This is a genomic window from Kluyvera cryocrescens NBRC 102467 (assembly GCF_001571285.1).
In the GTDB taxonomy this organism is placed as follows: domain Bacteria; phylum Pseudomonadota; class Gammaproteobacteria; order Enterobacterales; family Enterobacteriaceae; genus Kluyvera; species Kluyvera cryocrescens.
The window spans coordinates 64852-85843 of record NZ_BCTM01000014.1 but is presented as its reverse complement, the minus strand read 5'-3'; the positions used below and the strand labels follow the sequence as shown (position 1 = coordinate 85843).

Here is a 20992-nt window from a genome sequence, read left to right as displayed (position 1 = left end):
ATAATAATGTTCTGGAGATCAACCCAGAATAGTGCGCAAATGCGCGGCAACGCCTTCCTGCGTTACGGTTGACTGCTCACCAGAGCGCAAATCCTTCACGACCACGGTAGCCTGCTCAACCTCAGATTCACCCAACACTAGGGCTACGCGAGCGCCCCATTTATCAGCACGTGCAAACTGCTTCTTAAAGTTGCCGCCGCCGTGGTTGGTCATCAGCTTCACGCCCGGTAACGCATCACGAACCTGCTCGGCCAAACGCATAGCGGCTGACTGAGTATCGGTGCCTGAAGCGACCAGGTATATATCGACAACAGGATCGGCTTTAAATTCCGGATTAACTGCCTGAACCAACAAAACAAGTCTTTCGAGGCCCATGGCGAAGCCAACGGCCGGGGTCGCACGACCGCCCAACTGTTCGACCAAACCATCGTAACGGCCGCCCGCACAAACGGTACCCTGCGAGCCGAGGCTATTGGTGACCCATTCAAACACGGTGCGGTTATAGTAATCCAGACCGCGAACCAGGCGCTGGTTAACGGTATACGCGATACCCGCAGCATCAAGCTGTGCGCATAGGCCAGCAAAGTGCTCACGAGAATCTTCATCCAGATAGTCGCCCAGCGCCGGGGCGTCATTCAGCAGCGCCTGAACGTCTGGGTTTTTGGAATCCAGTACGCGCAGTGGGTTGCTATACATGCGACGCTTGCAGTCTTCATCCAGCACTTCAACATGCTGTTCGAGGAAGGCAACCAGCGCATCGCGGTAGTTTGCACGAGCTTCCAGAGAACCGATGGAGTTCAGCTCCAGATTCACGTGTTCGGAAATACCCAGCGCGCGCCACCAGCGGGCGGTCAGCATAATCAGCTCGGCGTCGATATCCGGACCCTGCAGGCCAAAGACTTCGCAACCCAACTGATGGAACTGGCGGTAGCGCCCTTTCTGCGGACGTTCGTGGCGGAACATCGGCCCGATATACCACAGACGCTGCTCCTGATTGTACAGAAGACCATGCTCGATGCCGGCGCGTACGCAGCCCGCAGTACCTTCCGGACGCAGCGTCAGGCTATCGCCATTGCGGTCTTCAAAGGTATACATCTCTTTTTCAACCACGTCGGTGACTTCACCGATAGCGCGTTTGAACAACGGGGTCTGCTCTACAATCGGCAAACGAATTTCGCTATAACCGTAGCTGCCGAGCACCTGCTTAAGTGTGCCTTCAATGCGCTGCCAGATGGCGGTCTCGCCAGGCAGATAATCGTTCATGCCGCGAATGGCTTGAATGTTTTTTGCCACGTTAATTCTCTTTATATATAAAAATGAACCCTCAGCACCAGGGTGCCAGCGGGTTCAATCATACACGGGAAGCAAGCCGCTTCCCATCTCGTTATTTTTCAACCTGCTGAACATCGATACGATTGGCTTCATCCAGAATTGTCGCTTTCGCGCGGATGCGTGCTTCAAGCTGGCTAATCATATCATTGTTGTCCAGACGGTCTTTACGTACGCCATCTTCGTACAGGCCGCTTTTCTTATTGCCGCCGGTAACGCCCAGCGTCGACACCAGCGCTTCGCCAGGACCATTCACCACGCAACCGATAATGGAAACATCCATCGGGGTAATGATGTCTTCCAGGCGCTGTTCTAACGCGTTGACCGTACCGATAACGTCAAATTCCTGACGTGAGCAGGTAGGACAGGCGATGAAGTTGATCCCGCGCGCACGAATACGCAGCGATTTCAAAATATCAAAGCCAACCTTGATCTCTTCAACCGGATCCGCCGCCAATGAAACGCGCAGCGTATCGCCAATCCCTTCGGACAGCAGCAGACCAAGGCCGATCGCCGATTTCACCGAACCGCTGCGAGCGCCGCCCGCTTCGGTGATCCCTAAGTGCAGAGGCTGATCGATGCGCGATGCCAGCAGGCGATAGGATTCAACCGCCAGGAAAACATCAGACGCCTTCACGCTGACTTTGAATTGATCGAAGTTCAGGCGATCGAGGTGATCCACGTGACGCATGGCTGATTCGAGCAGCGCCTGCGGCGTGGGCTCGCCATATTTTTCCTGCAGATCCTTTTCCAGCGACCCGGCGTTAACGCCGATACGAATTGGAATATTTTTATCGCGCGCGCAGTCAACAACCATACGAATGCGCTCTTCGCTACCGATGTTGCCCGGATTGATGCGCAGGCAATCAACGCCGTATTCCGCCACTTTCAGCGCGATACGGTAGTCAAAATGGATATCGGCGACCAGCGGGACGTTAACCTGCTGTTTGATGAGTTTGAAAGCTTCGGCAGCGTCCATCGTTGGCACGGATACACGAACGATATCCGCACCAACGCGTTCTAACGCTTTGATCTGATTGACCGTTGCTTCGACATCCGTCGTACGCGTATTGGTCATCGACTGGACGGCGATAGGAGCCCCATCGCCGATCGGCACGTTCCCAACGTAAATGCGTGTGGATTTTCTACGTTGAATAGGAGCCTGATTGTGCATGAAAAATCTCCCGCATTACGCATCTGTTATTGTGCCGGTGATTGTTCAGCATTCACCGTCAGGCGCGCAACCTGGTTAGTTCTGATAAAACGACTCAGATCGACAGGTTTACCCTGGAATTCGATCTGCACTGCAGCCGGTGCACCAATTTTCAGTTTGTAGGGTGCCTGGCCCGCAAGATTCAGGTTACCACCTTTACGCTGCAGCCCACTGAACAGTTTTTTACCGGTTGCATCGGTCACTTCCAGCCAGCAGTCGGCGGAGAAGTTCATCACCAGCGCGTTAGCGTCAGCAACCGGTGCAGCAGTTTGTGCTGGGTCAGTTGGCAGTGCGCCCGGCGCTGCGGTTTGCGCAGCAGGCGCGGTGGTTTGGGCTGCGGTTGCGTCAACGTTCGCCTGAGACGGTGCCACAACCGCGTTATTCTGGGCGGTATCAGTTGGTGCCGCAGTGGCCGCCGGCGCGGTTTCGACCGGCGTCGCAGCGCTGTTGTCTGCGGTCGTGTCTGTTGCCGCCGGAGCCGACGTCGCGTCAGTCCCGGTATTCAGTGGAATATTCTGTGATTCGCTGCCGCTAGCCTTCAGCTCAACGGAGGATTGATCGGCCATGGTGGTGATCTCTTCCTGCTGCGCTTTATGGTTTTGCCACCACCAGGCTACGGTCAAACCGATAACCACGAACAGCACGAGCCAGGTAAAGCTCATCAGCCAGCCATCGCGTTTTTTACGACGTTTTCCTAAAGAGAAGCTCTGCATCGGCGCCACTTTTGCGGCTCTGACCGGTGCCTGCTTTTCCATCATCGGCAGCAGTTCTTCTTCAGGAATATGCACGAGGCGAGCATAGGAACGGATATAACCACGCAAGAATGTTGAAGCAAGTTCAGCCGGCGCCTTATCTTCTTCAATATCACGAACGGTGGAAACCTTCAGGCACAAGCGTTCTGCAACGGCTTGCTGACTGAGTCCGAGTTGTTCACGGGCATTACGCAAACGGACACCCGTAGTTTGTGCTTCTGGTTGGTCGTGGTTGGTTTCAGTATTCATTCGCTACAGCTGCTGATTCGTGAAATTTAAGATTCTGGTGTAAACCGCGTTCACACCGCGAAACATCCGATCGTGTATAGATAAGGCTGACAGGCTGTCCGCACTTATCCGATGGCAAAGCAGCGTCAAAAGCCCTATTGGCGCTGTTATGACAACGCTACATACTGCCTCAATACTTGAGGAAACGCACCGTAATTATTAACCAGATCAGTACGTTTCGCCTAATCCTTAAGCACTTAACTCTGTGTGCGCCATTTCTGACGCACACGATACAGTATTACAGCTCTTTGACCGAGATAGATTCACCCTGCATACGCTTACGCATTGTACGCTTGGTACGGTCAATCACATCCCCGGCCAGCTGACCGCAGGCGGCATCAATATCATCACCACGGGTTTTACGCACGATGGTCGTAAAGCCGTAGCCCATCAATACTTTACTGAAGCGATCGATGCGGCTGTTCGAGCTACGCCCATAAGGTGCACCTGGGAACGGGTTCCATGGAATCAGGTTAATCTTGCACGGCGTATCTTTCAGCAGCTCGGCCAGCTCATGCGCATGCTCGGTACCGTCGTTGACGTGATCCAGCATAACGTATTCGATAGTCACGCGGCCCTGGTTGGCATTGGACTTCGAAATGTAGCCACGCACGGATTCCAGGAAGGTCGCGATATTGTATTTCTTGTTGATCGGTACGATTTCATCACGAATCGCATCGTTCGGCGCGTGCAAAGAGATCGCCAGCGCAACGTCAATCATATCGCCCAGTTTATCCAGCGCAGGCACAACGCCTGAAGTCGACAGGGTTACACGGCGTTTGGAGAGACCGAAACCGAAGTCATCAAGCATGATTTCCATCGCTGGAACCACGTTTGTCATGTTCAGCAATGGCTCACCCATGCCCATCATGACCACGTTGGTAATAGGACGTACGCCGGTGGCTTTGACCGCGCCGACAATTTTTGCCGCGCGCCACACCTGGCCGATAATTTCCGAGACGCGCAGGTTGCGGTTAAAGCCCTGCTGCGCCGTAGAGCAGAATTTACACTCTAATGCACAACCAACCTGTGAAGACACGCACAGGGTAGCGCGATCGTCTTCCGGGATATACACGGTTTCAACGCGCTGATCGCCTACGGCAATCGCCCATTTGATGGTGCCATCAGAGGAACGCTGTTCTTCCACCACTTCCGGGGCGCGAATCTCTGCAACTTGCTTCAGTTTGTTACGCAGAACCTTGTTGATATCGGTCATATCATCAAAGTCATCGCTGCAATAGTGATACATCCACTTCATCACCTGATCGGCGCGGAAGGGTTTTTCGCCTAAGTCTTTAAAAAACTCGCGCATCTGCTGACGGTTAAGATCCAGCAGGTTAATTTTTCCATCTTTATTGGGAACCGCCGGGATGGCGCTCTCAGGCGTGACAATTTGTTCAGACATTTTCTATTCCGGCCTCGTTGTTACACGTTATGGCCCCTGGAGGGTGAATGATAAAAAGAAGCGCCCCAGGAAAGCGGTCTGCTCGTCCGGGGGCGCTGCATTGTACAAATTCTGGCGCATGGATGCCACGTCTGCACGCGGCAATCGCTAAATAAAGTGTAAACGTGCCCTTAGCGGGTACGTGGGCACACTTCACCTTCTGCGAAGAAGAACGCGATTTCACGCGCGGCAGATTCAACGGAGTCTGAACCGTGGGTACCGTTCTCGGTGAAGCTGTCCGCGTAGTCAGCACGCAGGGTGCCTGCCAGCGCGTTATCTGGGTTGGTCGCACCCAGCAGATCGCGGTGGCGCTGAACGGCGTTTTCGCCTTCCAGTACGGAAACCACGATTGGGCCGGAAGTCATGAACTCAACCAGACCGTCGAAGAATGGACGACCGTCGTGCTCAGCGTAGAAACCGCGAGCCTGTTCAACGGTCAGGTGCAGCATTTTGGTGCCGACGATTTTGAACCCTGCTGCTTCAAAGCGAGCAAAGATGCTACCAATAACGTTTTTTGCCACCGCGTTTGGCTTGATGATGGAAAAAGTACGTTCAATTGCCATGATTACCTCTAATAATAAAATTTGTTCTGTTGTCGTGCATACAGCGGTTGTATGACCTGGCGCGGATTATAATGACCCGTTGCGCCCTTGCCTATGGATGAAGGTAACATTTTTTTAAAATAAAACACTTTTAAGCAACACATTGTGTAACAAATTTGCCTATCCCCTTCGTACTTCGACATGACAAATGGCACGACGTTTGCCGATGAGATTATTTCCCGCAGCGCAGAGCAGGCAGTTGCGCTGTTCTTCGTTACTGCAAGGTAAAATTCACCACTGCCATCTGTCCGGCCTCATCCATCACGACCAGCTGATAGCGCCCCACGGTTTCAAGCCCTAACGTCAGTTGGTTACCAGCACTGCGCTGAGGCTCACCATTCACAAACCACCAGCGCTGCCCTTCGCCTCCGCTTGCCTGTAGCACCACCTTCGCGCTCGCTTCTCCCGGTAAACGACGGATCACCGCATCTTCGCGGATCCCCGTAAGCATCAGCGGAGCAGCATTTTGTAACTGCCGCGGCGGGCATTGCGGCGAAGCGGCCGGCAGCCTTACCGCCCTGCGTTCTCCCGCCGGCAGCCAGGGCTCCAGCGGCAGCGGCCAGACGTCCATACTCACCTCGCGCGCATCCGGACAGTCTGCCGCCACCCGCAGGCCTGATTTATCTAACCAAAGAGGGAAATGTATGCCCTGCACACCTTCTTGTCCTGGCAGCAGTAGCGTCGGCGGCAGGCCGTTGTCCAACACCCAGGTTGACAAGCGACGACGGCAGTTGCTGTCACCCGCCGGCAGCGGTTGACCACCGGGCCAGCAAATCTCGGCGGTACTAACCGATGACGGCCGGGGATCGCGTTCCTCCTGCCGGCGTGCGGCTCCCGAAAGCAGCAGATTACTGACCTGATTGAGCAGCGGTATTGCGCTAGCAAAGCCAAACTGCCCGGCTACCGGCGTGCCGTCCGGTCTCCCGGTCCAGATGCCGATACTGTAGCGGGCATTAACGCCAATCGCCCACGCGTCTCGGTAGCCGTAGCTGGTGCCGGTTTTCCACGCCAGCGGCACCACCTGCGGCAGCGAGTCGTCCGGCAGTGGCTGCGCTTCTCCGGCCAGAATACGCCGGATGATCCACGCGGAGCCGGGCGAAAGCAGCGGGCGTTCCACCAGCGGATCGCGTGCCAGCATCCGCAATTTGCCGACCTTCCCATGGCGGGCGAGCGCGCTATAAGCCGCCGTAATATCCGCCAGTCGAGCCCCGGCACCGCCAAGAATCAACGACAAATTAGGCTCTGCGCCGGCGGGTAAAATCAGCGGCAGCCCCGCATTTCGTAGACGCGCAGCAAACTGTTTCGGGCCGTAGGCATCAAGAATCTGTACCGCGGGCAGGTTAAGTGAACGCACCAGCGCTTCACTCATGCTTACCGGGCCGTGAAAACCACTGTCAAAGTTACCGGGCCGATAGTCGCCGACCTTTCTCGGCACGTCCTGCAGCAGCGACGCCGGATGGATTAGCGCATTATCAAGCGCCATACCGTATAAAAACGGCTTTAGTACGGATCCCGGCGAGCGGATTGCGGTCACCATATCCACGTGACCAAATCGGCTGTCGTCGGCAATGTCGGCCGAGCCAACCCAGCCGCGCACTTTCATGTCACGATTATCCACCACCAGCATGGCCAGCGAACTGCGCGGCGGCAGGCGCGATTTCCAGCTCATCGCTAGCTCTTCCAGCTGACGCTGAAGCCCGGCATCCAGCGTGGTCACCACTTTCTCGTCCCGGCTGCGCGCCAGCATCTGCCGCGAGAACAGCGGTGCCAACTGCGGCATTTGCCGGGGGAATAACCAGACGGCCTCTTCTTTGGCCTCGTTCACGACCTTGGCTGTCCACACCTGCTGGGTAAGCATACGGTCGAGCACTTTATTGCGTGCCGCCTGCGCGCGCTCCGGCCAACGATCCGGTCGCAGGCGGCTGGGCGCCTGCGGCAATACCGCCAATAAGGCGGCATCGGCATAGCTGAGCTGGGCCGGAGGTTTCCCCAGATATGCCCAGCTAGCGGCACCGATGCCCTGCAGCGTGCCGCCATACGGCGCACGATTGAGATAGAGAGTAAGAATATCACGCTTTGAGAGATGCCACTCCAGCTGGAAGGCGCGCCAGAGCTGGCGAACTTTACCACCAAAGGTTCGAGGATGCGGATCGAGCAGTCGCGCCACCTGCATGGTGAGGGTGCTGCCACCAGACACCACCCGGCCGGCCGTCAGATCCTGCCAGGCCGCACGCACAATCGAGAATGGATTCACCCCTGGATGATCCCAGAACCAGCGATCTTCATACTGGATCAGCGCCTCGAGGTAGCGGGGAGAAACCTCCTCGATGGTGACCGGATATCGCCAAATTCCTTCGGCGTCGGCAAAACGCCACAGCGGGCTGCCGTCCTCAGCAACCACCACGCGCGCTGGCGTCACTTCGTGCAGCGGCAGCGGCCAAAGCCTATCCGCCAGCACAATACTGGTGCCCAAAAGCACCACCGCGGCGGCCAGCCAGCGCCAGCCGCGGTGTTTAAAGCAACCAAACCGCATCTTACGGAACGACAATCAGCATATCGTCAGCCGCACCCGTTGCGCGCCAGCCTGGAACATACATTGATTCAACCTGCGACGGCGGTACATGGTAAGCACCCGGCATCACCGCGCGCGCCAGATACACCAGCGTCAGCGGCCGATCGGCGTTAAGCGCAACGGCCGCCACAAAGCGATCGTCACGGAATTCCATATGTTGGATATCCGCCTGCTGCATCTGATTGAGCCACTCCTGTACCGCCGTGCCATTATCCTGCAGATTGGCGCTGCTGTTGGCCAGGTTTTGGTTCTCCAGCTCCAGCCCCGCCGGCAGCATGTCGACGACCAGGGCATCCGGCACGTTCTGGCTGGCTTTCACTTCCAGCTTCACCAGCAGCAAATCACCGCTACGCAGCGAGGAGAGCGATTTGCTTTGCCCATCGGTCCCCAGGAACTGGCGTTCAATATGCAAAACGTTACTTGCCGGCGCAGGGGCGCTGTTTGGATAGCCGCTGCTATCAAGGCGTAGCCACAATGGCTGTTCACCTTTGTTGGTCACCTGCAGTACCGAAAGCTGATCCGCATCCAGATTGCGCGTCAGAGATTTGTCGCCCTGCAGCGGCTGCGTTTCCAGCGACGTCTGCGCCTGCCAGTTACCCGGCAGACTCAGCAACCCTTTGGCCGCCAGGAACAAGGCGTTGTTTTCCTGCGTTGACAGCCAGCGCTCACTAAACGCTTCCTCCGAGAGGGTTTGCAGCAGCGTATTTTGCGCATCCGGCAGCAGTTTGTTCTCCTCAAGCAGAGAGAGCATTAACGCATTGTCGCGCAAGTCGCTACCGTAGTCCGCCAGCCAGCGCGGCTGTTCGGAACGTTTGGTGGTCAGCGCCAGTTGCACAGCCTGCTGGCTACGCGGGGCGTCCCCCATGGCTTTAAGTGCGATACCCAGTTGCATCAACGGCAAACCAGAACGCACCTGTTCACGACGCTCCCACAGCTCGCGCAGTGCACCAAGCGGTGCTTTTTGCTGCCGCGCCAGTACCAGGCCTGCGTATGCCTGAATGGCAAAGCGGCTGGCCGCGGTGTCGTCGGTATAACGAACGCTCATCAGCCCCGGCTCCTGCAGATAGCGCAGCATTCGGTTGTTGCCTTTGTTAATCGCTTCGGCCGGCACGCTGTAACCCTGCTCGCCTGCACGCACCAGGAAGTCCATGACGTAAGCCGTCAACCAGTACTCTTCCGGGCCGTCTTTATCCCACAGGCCAAAGCCACCGTTATCCTTTTGCATTTGCAGCAGACGCGAAATGCCAATATCCACGGCAGCGCGCCGCTTGTCATCGCTATCGCCGACAATACCCAGCGCTTTCAACTGCTCAGCATTGGTATAAAGCTGCGGGAAGAGTCCGCTGGCGGTCTGCTCCAGACAACCGTATGGATAGGCTTTCAGTTCACGAATATAACGAGCGAGATTGAGCGGCGGTTTGCCACTCAGCAGGAGTTGCCCCTGCAGCGTGGCCGGTGAAAATTCCGCAATCTGATTGGCAGGAAGGCTCCAGCGCTCCCCCGGCTGCAGCACCGCACCAAGGCTCACCGTCTGGGCCGGGAAGGCTGGGCGGACGCCAATTTTCCACTGCTTATGCAAATCCGCCAACGTTTCGCCCGGCAGGTTGACACCCGATACGGTCACGCTGACATCCCCCTCGCCATAACCCTCACCCGCGCTAACCGGGACAAACAGCGTACTGCGGACGCCAGGATCCAGTTTCAGCGGCGATGGCTGAGCGCCGTTTAGCTGCATCAGGCCGCTGGCGGCAATTTGCACCGTAAGGGTCTGCGGCTGGTCAGTCAGGTTGGTGACATCAAGCGTCAGGCGGGCGCTGTCGCCGCTGGCCATAAAGCGAGGCGTATTCAGCTCGGCGACAACCGGTGCCGCCACCACCACTTTATCCTCGCTGCTGCCGAAATCCTCCGTCGTCCATGCCTGCGCCATCACCCGCAGTTCGCCGTTAAAATCGCCGATCGGCATCATTATTGTGCCTTCGCCGTTGTCATCAAGGGTCACCGGCTGCGCCTGCTGGGCGATAATGGTGACGTGGTTGACCGGCGGTTTCCCGCCGCGGTTAAGCTCATCGCCATCACCGCCAAAGCGCAGGCTGGCAAGTCGCCCTTCGCCTTCAATCACCTGACCGTAAATATCGTAGATATCCGCGCCATAGCGTTTCTGGCCAAAGAAGGCCTGCCACGGGTCCGGCGTGGTGTAATCGGTAATATTGAGAACCCCGCTGTCAACCGCCGACAGCAGAACGTTAACCTGTTTCGGCGCTGCGCCGTCTTTGCGATTGACCTTCACTTTGACGGTCAGCGGTTGGTTTGGCCGCATTTTCTGCGGCGCATCGAGCGCAACATTCAATCGACGCTGTTCATCGCCCAGCGGTAGGTGAAGGACTCCCACGGCCCGCTTCGGCGTTGCAGAACGCGATTTATCGCCCGGACGGACCACCAGCGTACTCAGATAGAGATCATGGCGGTTCCAGCTTTTATCCACCGGAATAGTCAGATCCAGCCCCTTTTCCGGGACGTCAATTTCCTGCCACCACAGCGGCCCTTCGCTGGATTCCACCATGGCATAACCTTTACCTGCCGCCGGGGCGGCAACGTGCAGCTTGATGGTGTCGCCTGGCTGGTAGTTCGGTTTATCCAGTTTCAGCGTCACGCGATCGGGACGCGCAGCACCGCTGCCATCGCTGTTATCCTGCCAGCTATAACCCGCCCAGAAGCGCACGCTGCTGACCGCATCGTTTGGCGCTTTCACCTCCAGACGATAAGCCCCCCACTCCACCGGGAAGCTGACCTTTCCGGTTTCATCGGTTTTCAGATCCAGCGTTTCTTCGCCTTCCACCAGATCTTTTTGATCAAAGCGAGACTGCCAGCCATCGCCTTCCGACCAGTTCCAGTAATAGTCACGGCGCTCGCGGATCAGCCGTACCTGCAGGCCGGATACCGCTTTTTTATCGCCCTGCGCATTGCTGTAAACGATATCAAATGCGGCCTGTCCATTTTCATCCACAATCGGCTGGTTAACGGTGGTGTCGGTACGGTAGTCATACACCGCTTTGCTGGCAAACTGCGGACGGATCCCCGGCAGTTCGGCGGCAGGCCAAATGGCCTGAGTTGCTCGGCGGGTCACCGGGCGACCGCCCGATTCCAGCAGGCTGGCTTGTAAAATCACCTGCAGCGGTGAGTGGGTTTCCTGCCACTGGCTGGCGGTGGTCACTTCGCCGTGCCCTTTGTCGTCCAGCGTCAGGTTCATTTCATCAAGGCTACGGCTGATATTTTCCTGAGCGATATCACCAAACTGGAAGCCCGGTAGCGCCGCCACGGCATCGCGCAGCGGACGTAAGAACAGTTTGCCCTGTAGGCTGTTGCCGTTGGCCGGAGCGCCGTAGAGGTAATAGCCCACCACGCTGAATTTTACGTCATCATCCGGCGCCAGCGGTGCGGCCTGCGGCGTGATGTTCAGCGCCATCCGTTCCGGCATAAAATCTTCAACGTGGAAATCCCACTCCTGCGGCTGGTTATCGCCGGTATTGGCACGAATGTGCCACATCCCGGTCTCCGCCCCGCTGTCTAGCGCCCAGTTAAGCTGGTACAGGCCGTTGACCGGCTGGCTCACGACGCTGCGGACTACCGTGCCATCGGGTTTCACCACATCGAGCTTCACCGGCTGGTCGGGTAACGGTTTACCGTCGCTGTCGCGCAGCAAGCCGTTCAATATCACCATTTCTCCCGGACGATAGAGATCGCGCGGGCCAAACATGAAGAACTGTTTACGATAGCCCGGCGCACCGGCAATATCGAACTCGGCCAGATCCAGCGCGGGCTGTTTGAGATCGAGAAGCGTAGTTTGTCCCTCTTTACGCGCCAGCAGGAGTGCCGCTTCTTTATCAGTTTTCAGCGCGGCGTGGCCTTTGCCATCGCTGGTTGCCTGCGCCAGCGTTTGCCCTTTGTCGTTCAGCAGCGTTAACTCCACGGCTGACTGCGCAGCGCCGTTTTCCAGGCTCTGGGTGAAGACATCCAACTGGTCGTGATAACGGTGCAGGGAGACACCAACATCGCTGAGGGTGAACAGCGTGGCAGCATTGCTATAGCTGTACTGTCCGGCCGGATTCATGACCGCGATATAGACCCCGGACTGTTGTAAAGGCGTAATGTCCTTCAGCGGGAGCAGCAGTTTTTCCCGCGTATTGCGCACTGGGTTAAGATCGAAGCGGCCGGTATAGACCAGATCGGCCATTTTCAGCAGTTCGTCCGATTCCCAATTGCTTAGCGAGCTGCGGTATTCCCACTGGCTGACAAATGCCGCCAGCGCTTCGGGCTTAACGCGGAAGAAGTTGACGTCAACGTGCGGCACGTTAAGCACCATCACCGGCAGCCCTTCAATGACTTTGCCTGGCAGCAGCGAACCGCGGCTCGCAAAGCCTACGCTCGGCGCAATATCGCGAGTGGTCAGCGTTTTCTCAACGCTGGTGCCAAAGGTGGCTTTGTTCAACGCCACCAGCTGCGGGTCAACCGTCACAATCAGGTCACGTTTCGGTTCAAGATGGCGTAAGCGCAGCTCTTTAAGATTGGGTGACAACTCCCAGGCACCATCGACCTTGCCGCTCTTTTTATCCACCACGTGGACCGTTTTGCTGAAGTCCTGATCGGGATTAAGTGCAATCGAGAAGGTGAGCACCAGCGTCGCCGCACCATCCAGCTGAACTTCAGATGCGTCAAGGAGCGAAAGGGATTTTCCCTGGCTTTGCTGAGCCAGTTTTTCCAGCGTGGCGGCATCCGCTTTCGCTGCGGCATTATGGTTTTTTGCGCCGTCAGTATTGCTCGGCGTAGCGGAAACGGTCGGCTTGTCGTCGTTGTTATTGTCGCAACCCGCCAGCGTGAACGTCATTGCCAGCGCGAGGGCTAGCGTGGCCAAACGAAAGGGTTTCATCCTGTAACCTCTGACTGGTGATGTCTGATTGTGTGGTCAACACAGTATTATGCCTGAGGCCGTAGCCCGCCAGTAGTCGTTAAACTCCCAAAAATCCCTTCCTACTCTCCATCTGCCCGCGATGTTACTGCGATCACAGGTCATAACGTAACATGTGACGTTGAGCGTACTTTGTTTTTAAAACAATAAGATAGCTAGATTAACTTAGCGGAGTGCTGCTACCGTCAGCGGGTCTTATCCTCTTATCGATGCGGTTCAAAATTTGGAGAACAGAATGAAAAGAGCCGTTAATGCCCTACAAAATTTTGGCAAGTCGCTTTACGGACCGGTGCTGATCCTGCCTATTGTCGGCCTGTTTATCGCTTTTGGTAACGTGCTGGGTAACGGCAGCCTAGCCGAATATATTCACGTGCTGGGCTATCCGGCGGTGCAAAACCTCGGGCAGCTGATTGCCAAATCGGCGGTGTCGCTGCTGGTCAACCTGGCGATGATTTTTGCCGTCGGTATCCCTATCGGCCTTGCCGCTCGTGACAAAGGCTACGCCGCCCTGCTGGGGCTGGTGACCTTTATCGTGTTTATCAACGCCATGAACGTTACGCTGCAGCTGCAAGGCGAACTGGCTCCGGCTGACCAGATGCGCACCGCAGGACAAAGCATGGTGCTGGGCGTGCAGGTGCTGGAGATGGGCGTCTTTGCAGGGATCCTGACCGGCGCGCTCACCGGCTATCTGTATAACCGCTACTCCGGCGTGCAGTTCTCCGGCGCGATGGCGATTTACTCCGGCCACTGCTTTGTCACCATAATTATCCTGCCGGTGGCAATTGTGCTCGGCGTAGTCATGAGCGAACTGTGGCCGTGGGCACAGCACGGTATCAGCGCACTGGCGCTGGCGATCAAAGGCTCTGGCCCTTTCGGCGTCGCCATTTACGGTTTCCTGGAACGTATTCTGGTCCCCACCGGTCTGCATCATTTGGTCTATACCCCCTTCCTCTACACCGAGCTCGGAGGTTCACAAGAGGTATGCGGCACGCTGTACCAGGGCGCGCGTAACATCTATTTCGCCGAGATGGCCTGTCCCAGCGTCACGCAGTTAAGTCATACGGTGGTGTGGGACGCACGCGGCATCAGCAAAATGTTCGGCCTGCCGGCCGCCGCGTTGGCGATGTACGTCACCGCCAAACCGGAACGAAAGGCGGCAGCAAAAGCCATTCTGATCCCAGCCGCACTGACCTCTATGCTGGTCGGGGTAACGGAGCCTATTGAGTTCTCTTTCCTGTTCGTCGCCCCGCTGCTGTTTGTGGTGCATGCGGTGCTGACCGGTATTGGCATGATGCTGTTCTCCCTGTTCGGCGTTCACGCTATCGGTGCCAACGGCATTATCGATTTCATCCTCTACAACCTGCCGCTGGGCACCACCAAATCCAACTGGCCAATGTACATCGTGGTGGGGCTAATCATGTTCGCGCTCTACTTCGTCATCTTCCGCTTCCTGATCCTGCGCTTTGACATGAATACGCCGGGCCGCGAAGAGGACGACCAGCAGACGAAGCTCTACAGCAAGCAGGAGTATCAGGCGAAGGGCAATAACGATGGGTTAGGCGCAACCATCATTGAAGGGCTTGGCGGTCGCGACAACATTGAGGTGGTGGATAACTGCTACACCCGACTGCGCGTCACGGTCAAAGACGTAGCGCAGATTAACGAGCCGCAGCTTAAAGCGACCGGTGCCAAAGGCATCATCAAGCAAGGTAATAACGTTCAGGTGGTCTACGGGCTGCATGTCAAAAAAATGCGAGAAGCCGTTGAAGCGGTTCTCTAAAGGAGGCTATACCATGTTGAAATCCCCATTTATTCTCGCTATCGCCGGCGGCGGCAGCACCTACACGCCGGGTATCGTAAAAAGCCTGATGGTACGGCTTGCGGACTTCCCGCTGGCAGAAATCCGTCTCTACGATATTGACGAAGCCCGCCAGAACACCATTGCGCCGGTGGTGGAAAAAGTGATTCGCGACCACAGCCAGAGCATCAAGTTTACCGTCACCACTTGCCCGGAAACGGCATTCAGCGGCGCCCATTTTGTCTTTGCACAAATGCGCGTTGGGCAATACAAAATGCGCGAGCAGGATGAAAAAATTCCGCTGCGTCACGGTGTCGTCGGCCAGGAGACCTGTGGGCCCGGCGGTTTGGCCTACGGTTTACGCACGATCCTGCCAATGGCTGAGTTGATCGATCTGGTAGAGCGCTACGCCGATCCCAAAGCATGGATCGTCAACTACTCCAACCCGGCGGCGATCGTCGCCGAAGGGATCCGTCGCCTGCGCCCGAAAGCGCGGGTGCTGAATATTTGCGATATGCCGGTAGCGGCGATGCGGAATATGGGCGCGATTCTCGGCGTGGACCGCCATAAACTTGACGTTGACTATTTTGGCCTCAACCACTTCGGCTGGTTTACCCAGGTCCGCGTTGACGGCGAAGACAAAATGCCGGAACTGCGCCGCCACGTGGCGAAATTTGGCCTGTTGACGGAAGACGCGGCGCAAACCGATCCGCAGCACGCCGACCCGTCGTGGGTGAAGACCTGGCGCAACATTCAGCCAATAATGGAGTGCTTCCCGGAGTATCTGCCGAACCCGTACTTGCAGTACTACCTGATGCCCAATCAAATTGTTGAGCATCAAAACCCGGACTATACCCGCGCCAACGAAGTGATGGACGGGCGTGAGAAAAAGCTGTTTGCGGCGGCGGTGGAATATAAAAACACCGGCATTCTGCCCGACGCGTTTCACGTTGGCGTACACGGCGCATTTATTGTCGATGTCGCCTGTTCGCTGGCCTTTGATCTGCGTCAGCGTCATCTGGTGATTGTGGAAAACCAAGGGGCTATCGCCAATCTGCCGGATGATGCGATGGTTGAAGTTCCGGCCTATATCACCGCCAATGGCCCAGAACCGGTGCGGATGGGCAATGTGCCGCTGTTCCACCAAACGCTGCTGATGCAGCAGCTCGCCTCTGAACAACTGCTGGTTGAAGCCACGCTTGAGGGAAGCTACGAAAAAGCGCTACAGGCTTTCACCCTCAATCGGACGGTACCGACCATGGCGCACGCTAAAGCCATTCTCGATGAGATGATTACCGCCAACCGGGATTACTGGCCGCATTTGCAGCGCGCCTGGCAAAATGGTGAAGCAACGCGCTAATAAACCGCTGGTCACTTGTCGGTGTGGTGAAAAACACCGACAATCCCTTTGTAATTCATCAATGGAGGGTAATATGACCACTTCGTTTTTCGTTGCCGCCGACTGGCTGGCAGAGCACGTTGATGACCCGGAAGTCCAGATTATCGACGCCCGTATGGCGCCACCGGGCCAGGAACACCGCGATCTCAACGCAGAATTTCGCGCCGGGCACCTGCCGGGCGCCGTTTTTTTTGATATTGAAGCCCTCTCCGATCACACCTCTCCCCTGCCGCATATGATGCCGCGTCCGGAGGCGTTTGCCGTCGCCATGCGCGAGCTGGGCGTCAGCCGCGATAAACATCTGGTGATTGTCGATGAGGGTAACCTGTTCTCCGCGCCGCGCGCGTGGTGGATGCTGCGTACCTTTGGCGCACAGCGGGTGTCGATACTGGCGGGCGGTCTGGCCGGCTGGCAGCGCGACGATCTGCTGCTGGAACACGGTGACGCGACAGCAGCCGAAGGCGAATTTGAAGCAGAATTTGCCCCAGGAGCCGTGAAACGACTTACCGACGTGCTGCTGGCCAGCCACGAAGGCACCGCGCAAATCGTTGATGCCCGTCCGGCGCCGCGTTTTAACGCACAGGTTGATGAACCGCGCCCGGGACTGCGTCGCGGGCATATTCCCGGCGCGCGCAACGTGCCGTGGGGCGATTTGGTTATCAATGGCGAACTGAAAACCACCGATGAGCTGGAAGCCATTTTTGCTCGCCAGGGCGTTGATTTACATAAACCGATCATCGTCAGCTGCGGTTCCGGCGTCACGGCGGCGGTCGTTGCGCTGGCTCTGGCCACTCTGGATGCTCCAGACGTGACGCTGTACGATGGTTCATGGAGTGAATGGGGAGCACGGGACGACCTGCCAATCGAGTCTGCTCAATAAATGGATAATCGCCTGACGACGCTGCTGATGCGCGGGGAATCATTAACTCGCGCCGAATATCGGGTGCTCGCTCACCTGACGGAACATCCGCTACTGGTGGGCAATATCACCGTCCGTCAGCTGGCTCAGGCTACCTTTGTCTCCACGGCAACCATTATGCGGTTATGCCAGAAGCTGGGCTTTAGCGGCTACAGCGAATTTATCTGGCACTGCAAAAATCTGCTGGCGGAGACGCCGCACATTGCCGTGCAGCAACCGGACAACGCCGGTGAAAGCTCGGCGCTGTTCAACCATTTTCTCGCCAATTACCAGCTCACCTTTCAGTGGGCGACGGCGGAAAAACGTCAGTACTTCACCCGCCTGTTACGCGAGCAGGAGCGTTTTTTCCTCTACGGCGCCGGGTTCTCCTACCTCTTCGCGGAGTATCTGACCAAAAAGCTACAGGTGCTGGGCAAAACGGCGTTTATTTCCGGGCCAGGCGATAGCCGCAATATTTTCCTCAGCAACGCCGCGCGCTATCAGGTGTTTATCGCCGTGTCGCGCAGTGGGGAAACCGAGCAGGTACTCGACAAAGCGCGTATCGCTCGTAACGTCGGAATGACGGTGGTCGCGTTTACCCGCGCTTCGGCGAATTCCCTTGCCGGTCTGGCCGACCTTCATTTTGCGCTCTACGACGAGGCGGTGCATTTCGCCGCCGAGGCCGCCGGCGTCACCTCGTTCGAGTCGAATCTGGTTTTATTGATGGATTTACTGCTGCTGGAAGCGACGGGGTAATCTGCCGCTTATTGACCTATTGCGGGTCAATAAGCGACGCGAACCACCGTTTAGATGATGCGGTTTTGTTTGAAATCGCGCAGGAAGCTGCCCCAGCGTTTTTCATAGAATGGCGTAATATGGGCCAGCATAAAGTGGCTGATGCCCTTTTCGCCTTCAACCACCTGGCAGATATCAATCGGTTCATCCCCCGGCAGCGTGTCGGTCGCCACGCTTCCCGCGGCATGGATAATCTCTTCGATATCCCCTTCCGCTTCGATACCGATCAGCAAGTTTGGCTGTTCATCCGCATGCTCTTTAATCGAGCACAGGAATGCGCGCTTCACCGTTTTCAGCGTTTTAAACAGCGTCGTCAGCGACTCCACCATTTGCGCCGGTGGCTCGGCAACTTCAGAAAGCAGCAGCGCGCTGCCGCCTTCCAGCACTTCCTGGGTACTGAGCGGGTTGCCCTCTTCGCCGATCAGATGACTGATTTCGCGCGGGGTGAACTCTTTGCCGGTCGGCAGTTTCGCATTCAGGAACAGCGTCTCACCGAGAGTCATTTCAAACAGCGTGCGCACCGGCATGGCGACAAACGCCTGTTCGGTGGTGACCGCCTGCTGCAAAGCCTCAAGCGAAGTAAAGAAAGGGATAACCGAGGTTCCGTCATCTTTTTCCCAATGCTGTAACTCAAGAGCGCTGTCGTCGACAACCTGCTGGTCATCAGCAGCGGTTCCCGGTACCCAGACGGTAGATTCTAGCAACGTACGGAAAAAAGCCGGGCGATGCGCAGGCTCAGTCGCCGCCTGCTCCAACAGGGTTTCTAATTCGTTTTTCGTTTCGGACATAGTGGTTCCAGATGGCATGATTTCCCCTCACCCCGGCCCTCTCCCCAAAGGGGCGAGGGAGGAAACCGGCACTTCTCTTCAACCCTCAAGTCGAGGCAGAAAACCGGCACCTGACCTCAGCTCATGCATTAAGGGAGAGAGCCGAACGGTTCCCTCTCCCCTATGGGGAGAGGGTTAGGGTGAGGGGCAAAGATTATTCGGCGGTCAACAGATTGGCAATCGTACGTACGCCCAGCCCGGTCGCGCCCGCCGACCACTGCTCAACGGCAGATTTGCGGTAAGTTGCGGAGCAGTCAATATGCAGCCAGCCCGTGTGGTAGTTTTCCACGAAGTGGGACAGGAAGCCCGCCGCAGTGCTAGCACCGGCCGGATAGGCGGCGCTGCCGGTGTTGTTCAGTTCGGCAAAATTGGACGGCAGCTGATGGCGATGGAACTCGGCCAGCGGCAGACGCCAGAAGGCTTCGTTTTCCGCCTGGGCACTTGCCAGCAGACGATTTGCCAACTGATCATCAAAGCTGAACAGCGCGTGGTAGTCGTTCCCCAGCGCGGTTTTTGCCGCCCCGGTCAGCGTGGCGGCATCGATAATCAGCTCAGGTTTCTGTGCGCTCGCATCAATCAGGCCGTCGGCCAACACCAGGCGGCCCTCGGCGTCGGTGTTCATCACTTCAACGTTTTTACCGTTACGATAGTGAATGATGTCGCCAAGCTTAAAGGCATTGCCGCTGATCAGGTTGTCCGCACAAAGCAAGAACAGCTTCACGCGTTTGTTGAGGCCACGAGTAATCGCCAGCGCCAGCGCGCCGGTTACGGTCGCCGCGCCGCCCATATCGGACTTCATGGAATCCATAAAGGCGCTCTGCTTGATGCTGTAACCGCCGGAGTCGAAAGTGATGCCTTTACCCACCAGGCAGGCATAGACCGGCGCGTCTTTATCACCGGTTGGGTTGTAGTCCAGGGTCAGCAGAACCGGCGGGCGATCCGAGCCACGGCCCACGGTGTGCAGGCCCATATAGTTCTGCTCACGCAGATCGTCACCTTTGGTAATACGGTAGGAAACGTGGTCACACGCCACGCCGCACAGCAGATCCACCGCGCGCTGCGCCAGCTGCTCAGGACCCAATTCTTCCGCCGGAGCGTTGATGGTGTCGCGAACCCAGTCGATGTAGGTCAGGCGGTTATCCAGCTCGGCTTTTTGCTCATCATCCAGTTCAGGCCATTCGACCTGACGGCTGCCTTTTGGCCCTTTGTAACCGGCCCAGAACGCCCAGGTGCGCTCAACATCCCAGCCTTCGCCGGTCAGCGCAACGTGCTTGATGCCCATGCCGTCAATTTTACGCGCCGCGCGCTGAATCAGGCCGGTATCATCACGGCCGGTAAGGTGCAGGGAAATACCATCGCCATTAATGCTATAAGTCGCTTTGTCGCCCCAGCGCGCGTCGGCTGGCTGAGTGGACAGGGTAATTTTCATCGCTTCTGTCATTATATTTATCCTTATTAGCAAACGGGCCGCCGAATGGCAGCCCGTTAAGATTTATTCACTCAATGATTCAGCCAGCAGGCCGGCGGTAAGTCCGCACAGGGCAGCATGAATCATGAGGCGAAGTTAGTCTGCTTCATCCAACCAGACTAACAGAATTGCCTCAAGAATTTTTTCATTTGATGCCTGAGGGTCATCATCAAAGTCTTCGAGGTCGCAAATCCATTGGTGCAGGTCGGTGAAACGTACGGTCTTCGGATCGGTGTCCGGGAAAGCATCGTACAGCGCTTCGCCGATTTCGCGGCTGTCAGTCCACTTAAGTCCCATACTATCCCCTGTTAGTGCTCGCGCGCGTGGTTAATTGTGTAACGCGGAATTTCGACCACCAGATCTTCATCGGCAACGCGCGCCTGGCAGCTTAAACGGCTATCCGGCTCCAGACCCCATGCCTTATCCAGCATGTCGTCTTCGTCTTCGGTGCTTTCCGCCAGCGAGTCAAAACCTTCGCGAACGATGCAGTGGCAGGTGGTGCACGCACAGGATTTCTCACAGGCATGTTCAATCTCAATACCGTTACGCAGAGCAACGTTGAGAATAGTTTCACCGCTTTCAGCTTCCAAAACCGCACCATCCGGACACAGGTCCTGATGAGGCAAAATCACAATCTTTGGCAT

General features: G+C 56.8%; 15 protein-coding genes. 4 read left to right on the top strand and 11 right to left on the bottom strand.

The features are described from left to right. Positions 1–18: 18 nt before the first annotated feature. From hisS to KCR01S_RS11665, 7 genes are all read right to left on the bottom strand, one after another. Entirely contained in the window at positions 19–1293 is a 1275-nt protein-coding gene (gene hisS / locus KCR01S_RS11695; protein WP_061282913.1) for a histidine--tRNA ligase, read from the bottom strand. A 91-nt stretch (positions 1294–1384) separates the two neighbouring features. Continuing rightward, positions 1385–2503: a flavodoxin-dependent (E)-4-hydroxy-3-methylbut-2-enyl-diphosphate synthase gene (ispG, locus tag KCR01S_RS11690; protein ID WP_061282912.1), complete on the bottom strand. Its 1119-nt coding sequence runs from the start codon at positions 2501–2503 to the stop codon at positions 1385–1387. Between the two features lie 26 nt (positions 2504–2529). Then, on the bottom strand, positions 2530–3543 hold the full coding sequence (rodZ, locus tag KCR01S_RS11685; protein ID WP_061282911.1) for a cytoskeleton protein RodZ: 1014 nt from the start codon (positions 3541–3543) through the stop codon (positions 2530–2532). A gap of 277 nt (positions 3544–3820) precedes the next feature. Then, positions 3821–4987, bottom strand: coding sequence for a dual-specificity RNA methyltransferase RlmN (rlmN, locus tag KCR01S_RS11680; protein WP_052282291.1), 1167 nt, complete (start codon positions 4985–4987; stop codon positions 3821–3823). A 170-nt stretch (positions 4988–5157) separates the two neighbouring features. Then, complete coding sequence (ndk, locus tag KCR01S_RS11675; RefSeq protein ID WP_052282290.1) at positions 5158–5589, bottom strand: nucleoside-diphosphate kinase; 432 nt, start codon at positions 5587–5589, stop codon at positions 5158–5160. Between the two features lie 253 nt (positions 5590–5842). Continuing rightward, entirely contained in the window at positions 5843–8161 is a 2319-nt protein-coding gene (pbpC, locus tag KCR01S_RS11670) for a peptidoglycan glycosyltransferase PbpC (RefSeq protein WP_061282910.1), read from the bottom strand. Position 8162: 1 nt separating this feature from the next. Then, on the bottom strand, positions 8163–13124 hold the full coding sequence (locus KCR01S_RS11665; protein WP_061282909.1) for an alpha-2-macroglobulin family protein: 4962 nt from the start codon (positions 13122–13124) through the stop codon (positions 8163–8165). A 274-nt stretch (positions 13125–13398) separates the two neighbouring features. On the opposite strand from KCR01S_RS11665, the gene KCR01S_RS11660 reads away from it, so the two are divergent. From KCR01S_RS11660 to KCR01S_RS11645, 4 genes are all read left to right on the top strand, one after another. Further along, entirely contained in the window at positions 13399–14943 is a 1545-nt protein-coding gene (locus KCR01S_RS11660; RefSeq protein ID WP_061282908.1) for a PTS transporter subunit EIIC, read from the top strand. Positions 14944–14956: 13 nt separating this feature from the next. After that, positions 14957–16321, top strand: a complete 1365-nt coding sequence (locus KCR01S_RS11655; RefSeq protein WP_061282907.1) for a 6-phospho-alpha-glucosidase — start codon at positions 14957–14959, stop codon at positions 16319–16321. A 73-nt stretch (positions 16322–16394) separates the two neighbouring features. Further along, on the top strand, positions 16395–17240 hold the full coding sequence (sseA, locus tag KCR01S_RS11650; protein ID WP_061282906.1) for a 3-mercaptopyruvate sulfurtransferase: 846 nt from the start codon (positions 16395–16397) through the stop codon (positions 17238–17240). Beyond that, the gene (locus KCR01S_RS11645; protein WP_061282905.1) at positions 17241–18014 is read left to right on the top strand and encodes a MurR/RpiR family transcriptional regulator; all 774 of its coding nucleotides are present in this window, start codon (positions 17241–17243) and stop codon (positions 18012–18014) included. 50 nt (positions 18015–18064) lie between these two features. On the opposite strand, the gene sseB is transcribed toward KCR01S_RS11645, so the two are convergent. The 4 genes from sseB to fdx form a co-directional block, all read right to left on the bottom strand. Continuing rightward, complete coding sequence (sseB, locus tag KCR01S_RS11640; RefSeq protein WP_052282283.1) at positions 18065–18841, bottom strand: enhanced serine sensitivity protein SseB; 777 nt, start codon at positions 18839–18841, stop codon at positions 18065–18067. A 193-nt stretch (positions 18842–19034) separates the two neighbouring features. Continuing rightward, positions 19035–20321, bottom strand: a complete 1287-nt coding sequence (gene pepB / locus KCR01S_RS11635) for an aminopeptidase PepB (protein WP_061282904.1) — start codon at positions 20319–20321, stop codon at positions 19035–19037. A 123-nt stretch (positions 20322–20444) separates the two neighbouring features. Then, positions 20445–20645, bottom strand: coding sequence for a Fe-S cluster assembly protein IscX (gene iscX, locus KCR01S_RS11630; RefSeq protein ID WP_052282281.1), 201 nt, complete (start codon positions 20643–20645; stop codon positions 20445–20447). A gap of 11 nt (positions 20646–20656) precedes the next feature. Beyond that, positions 20657–20992, bottom strand: coding sequence for an ISC system 2Fe-2S type ferredoxin (gene fdx, locus KCR01S_RS11625; RefSeq protein WP_052282280.1), 336 nt, complete (start codon positions 20990–20992; stop codon positions 20657–20659).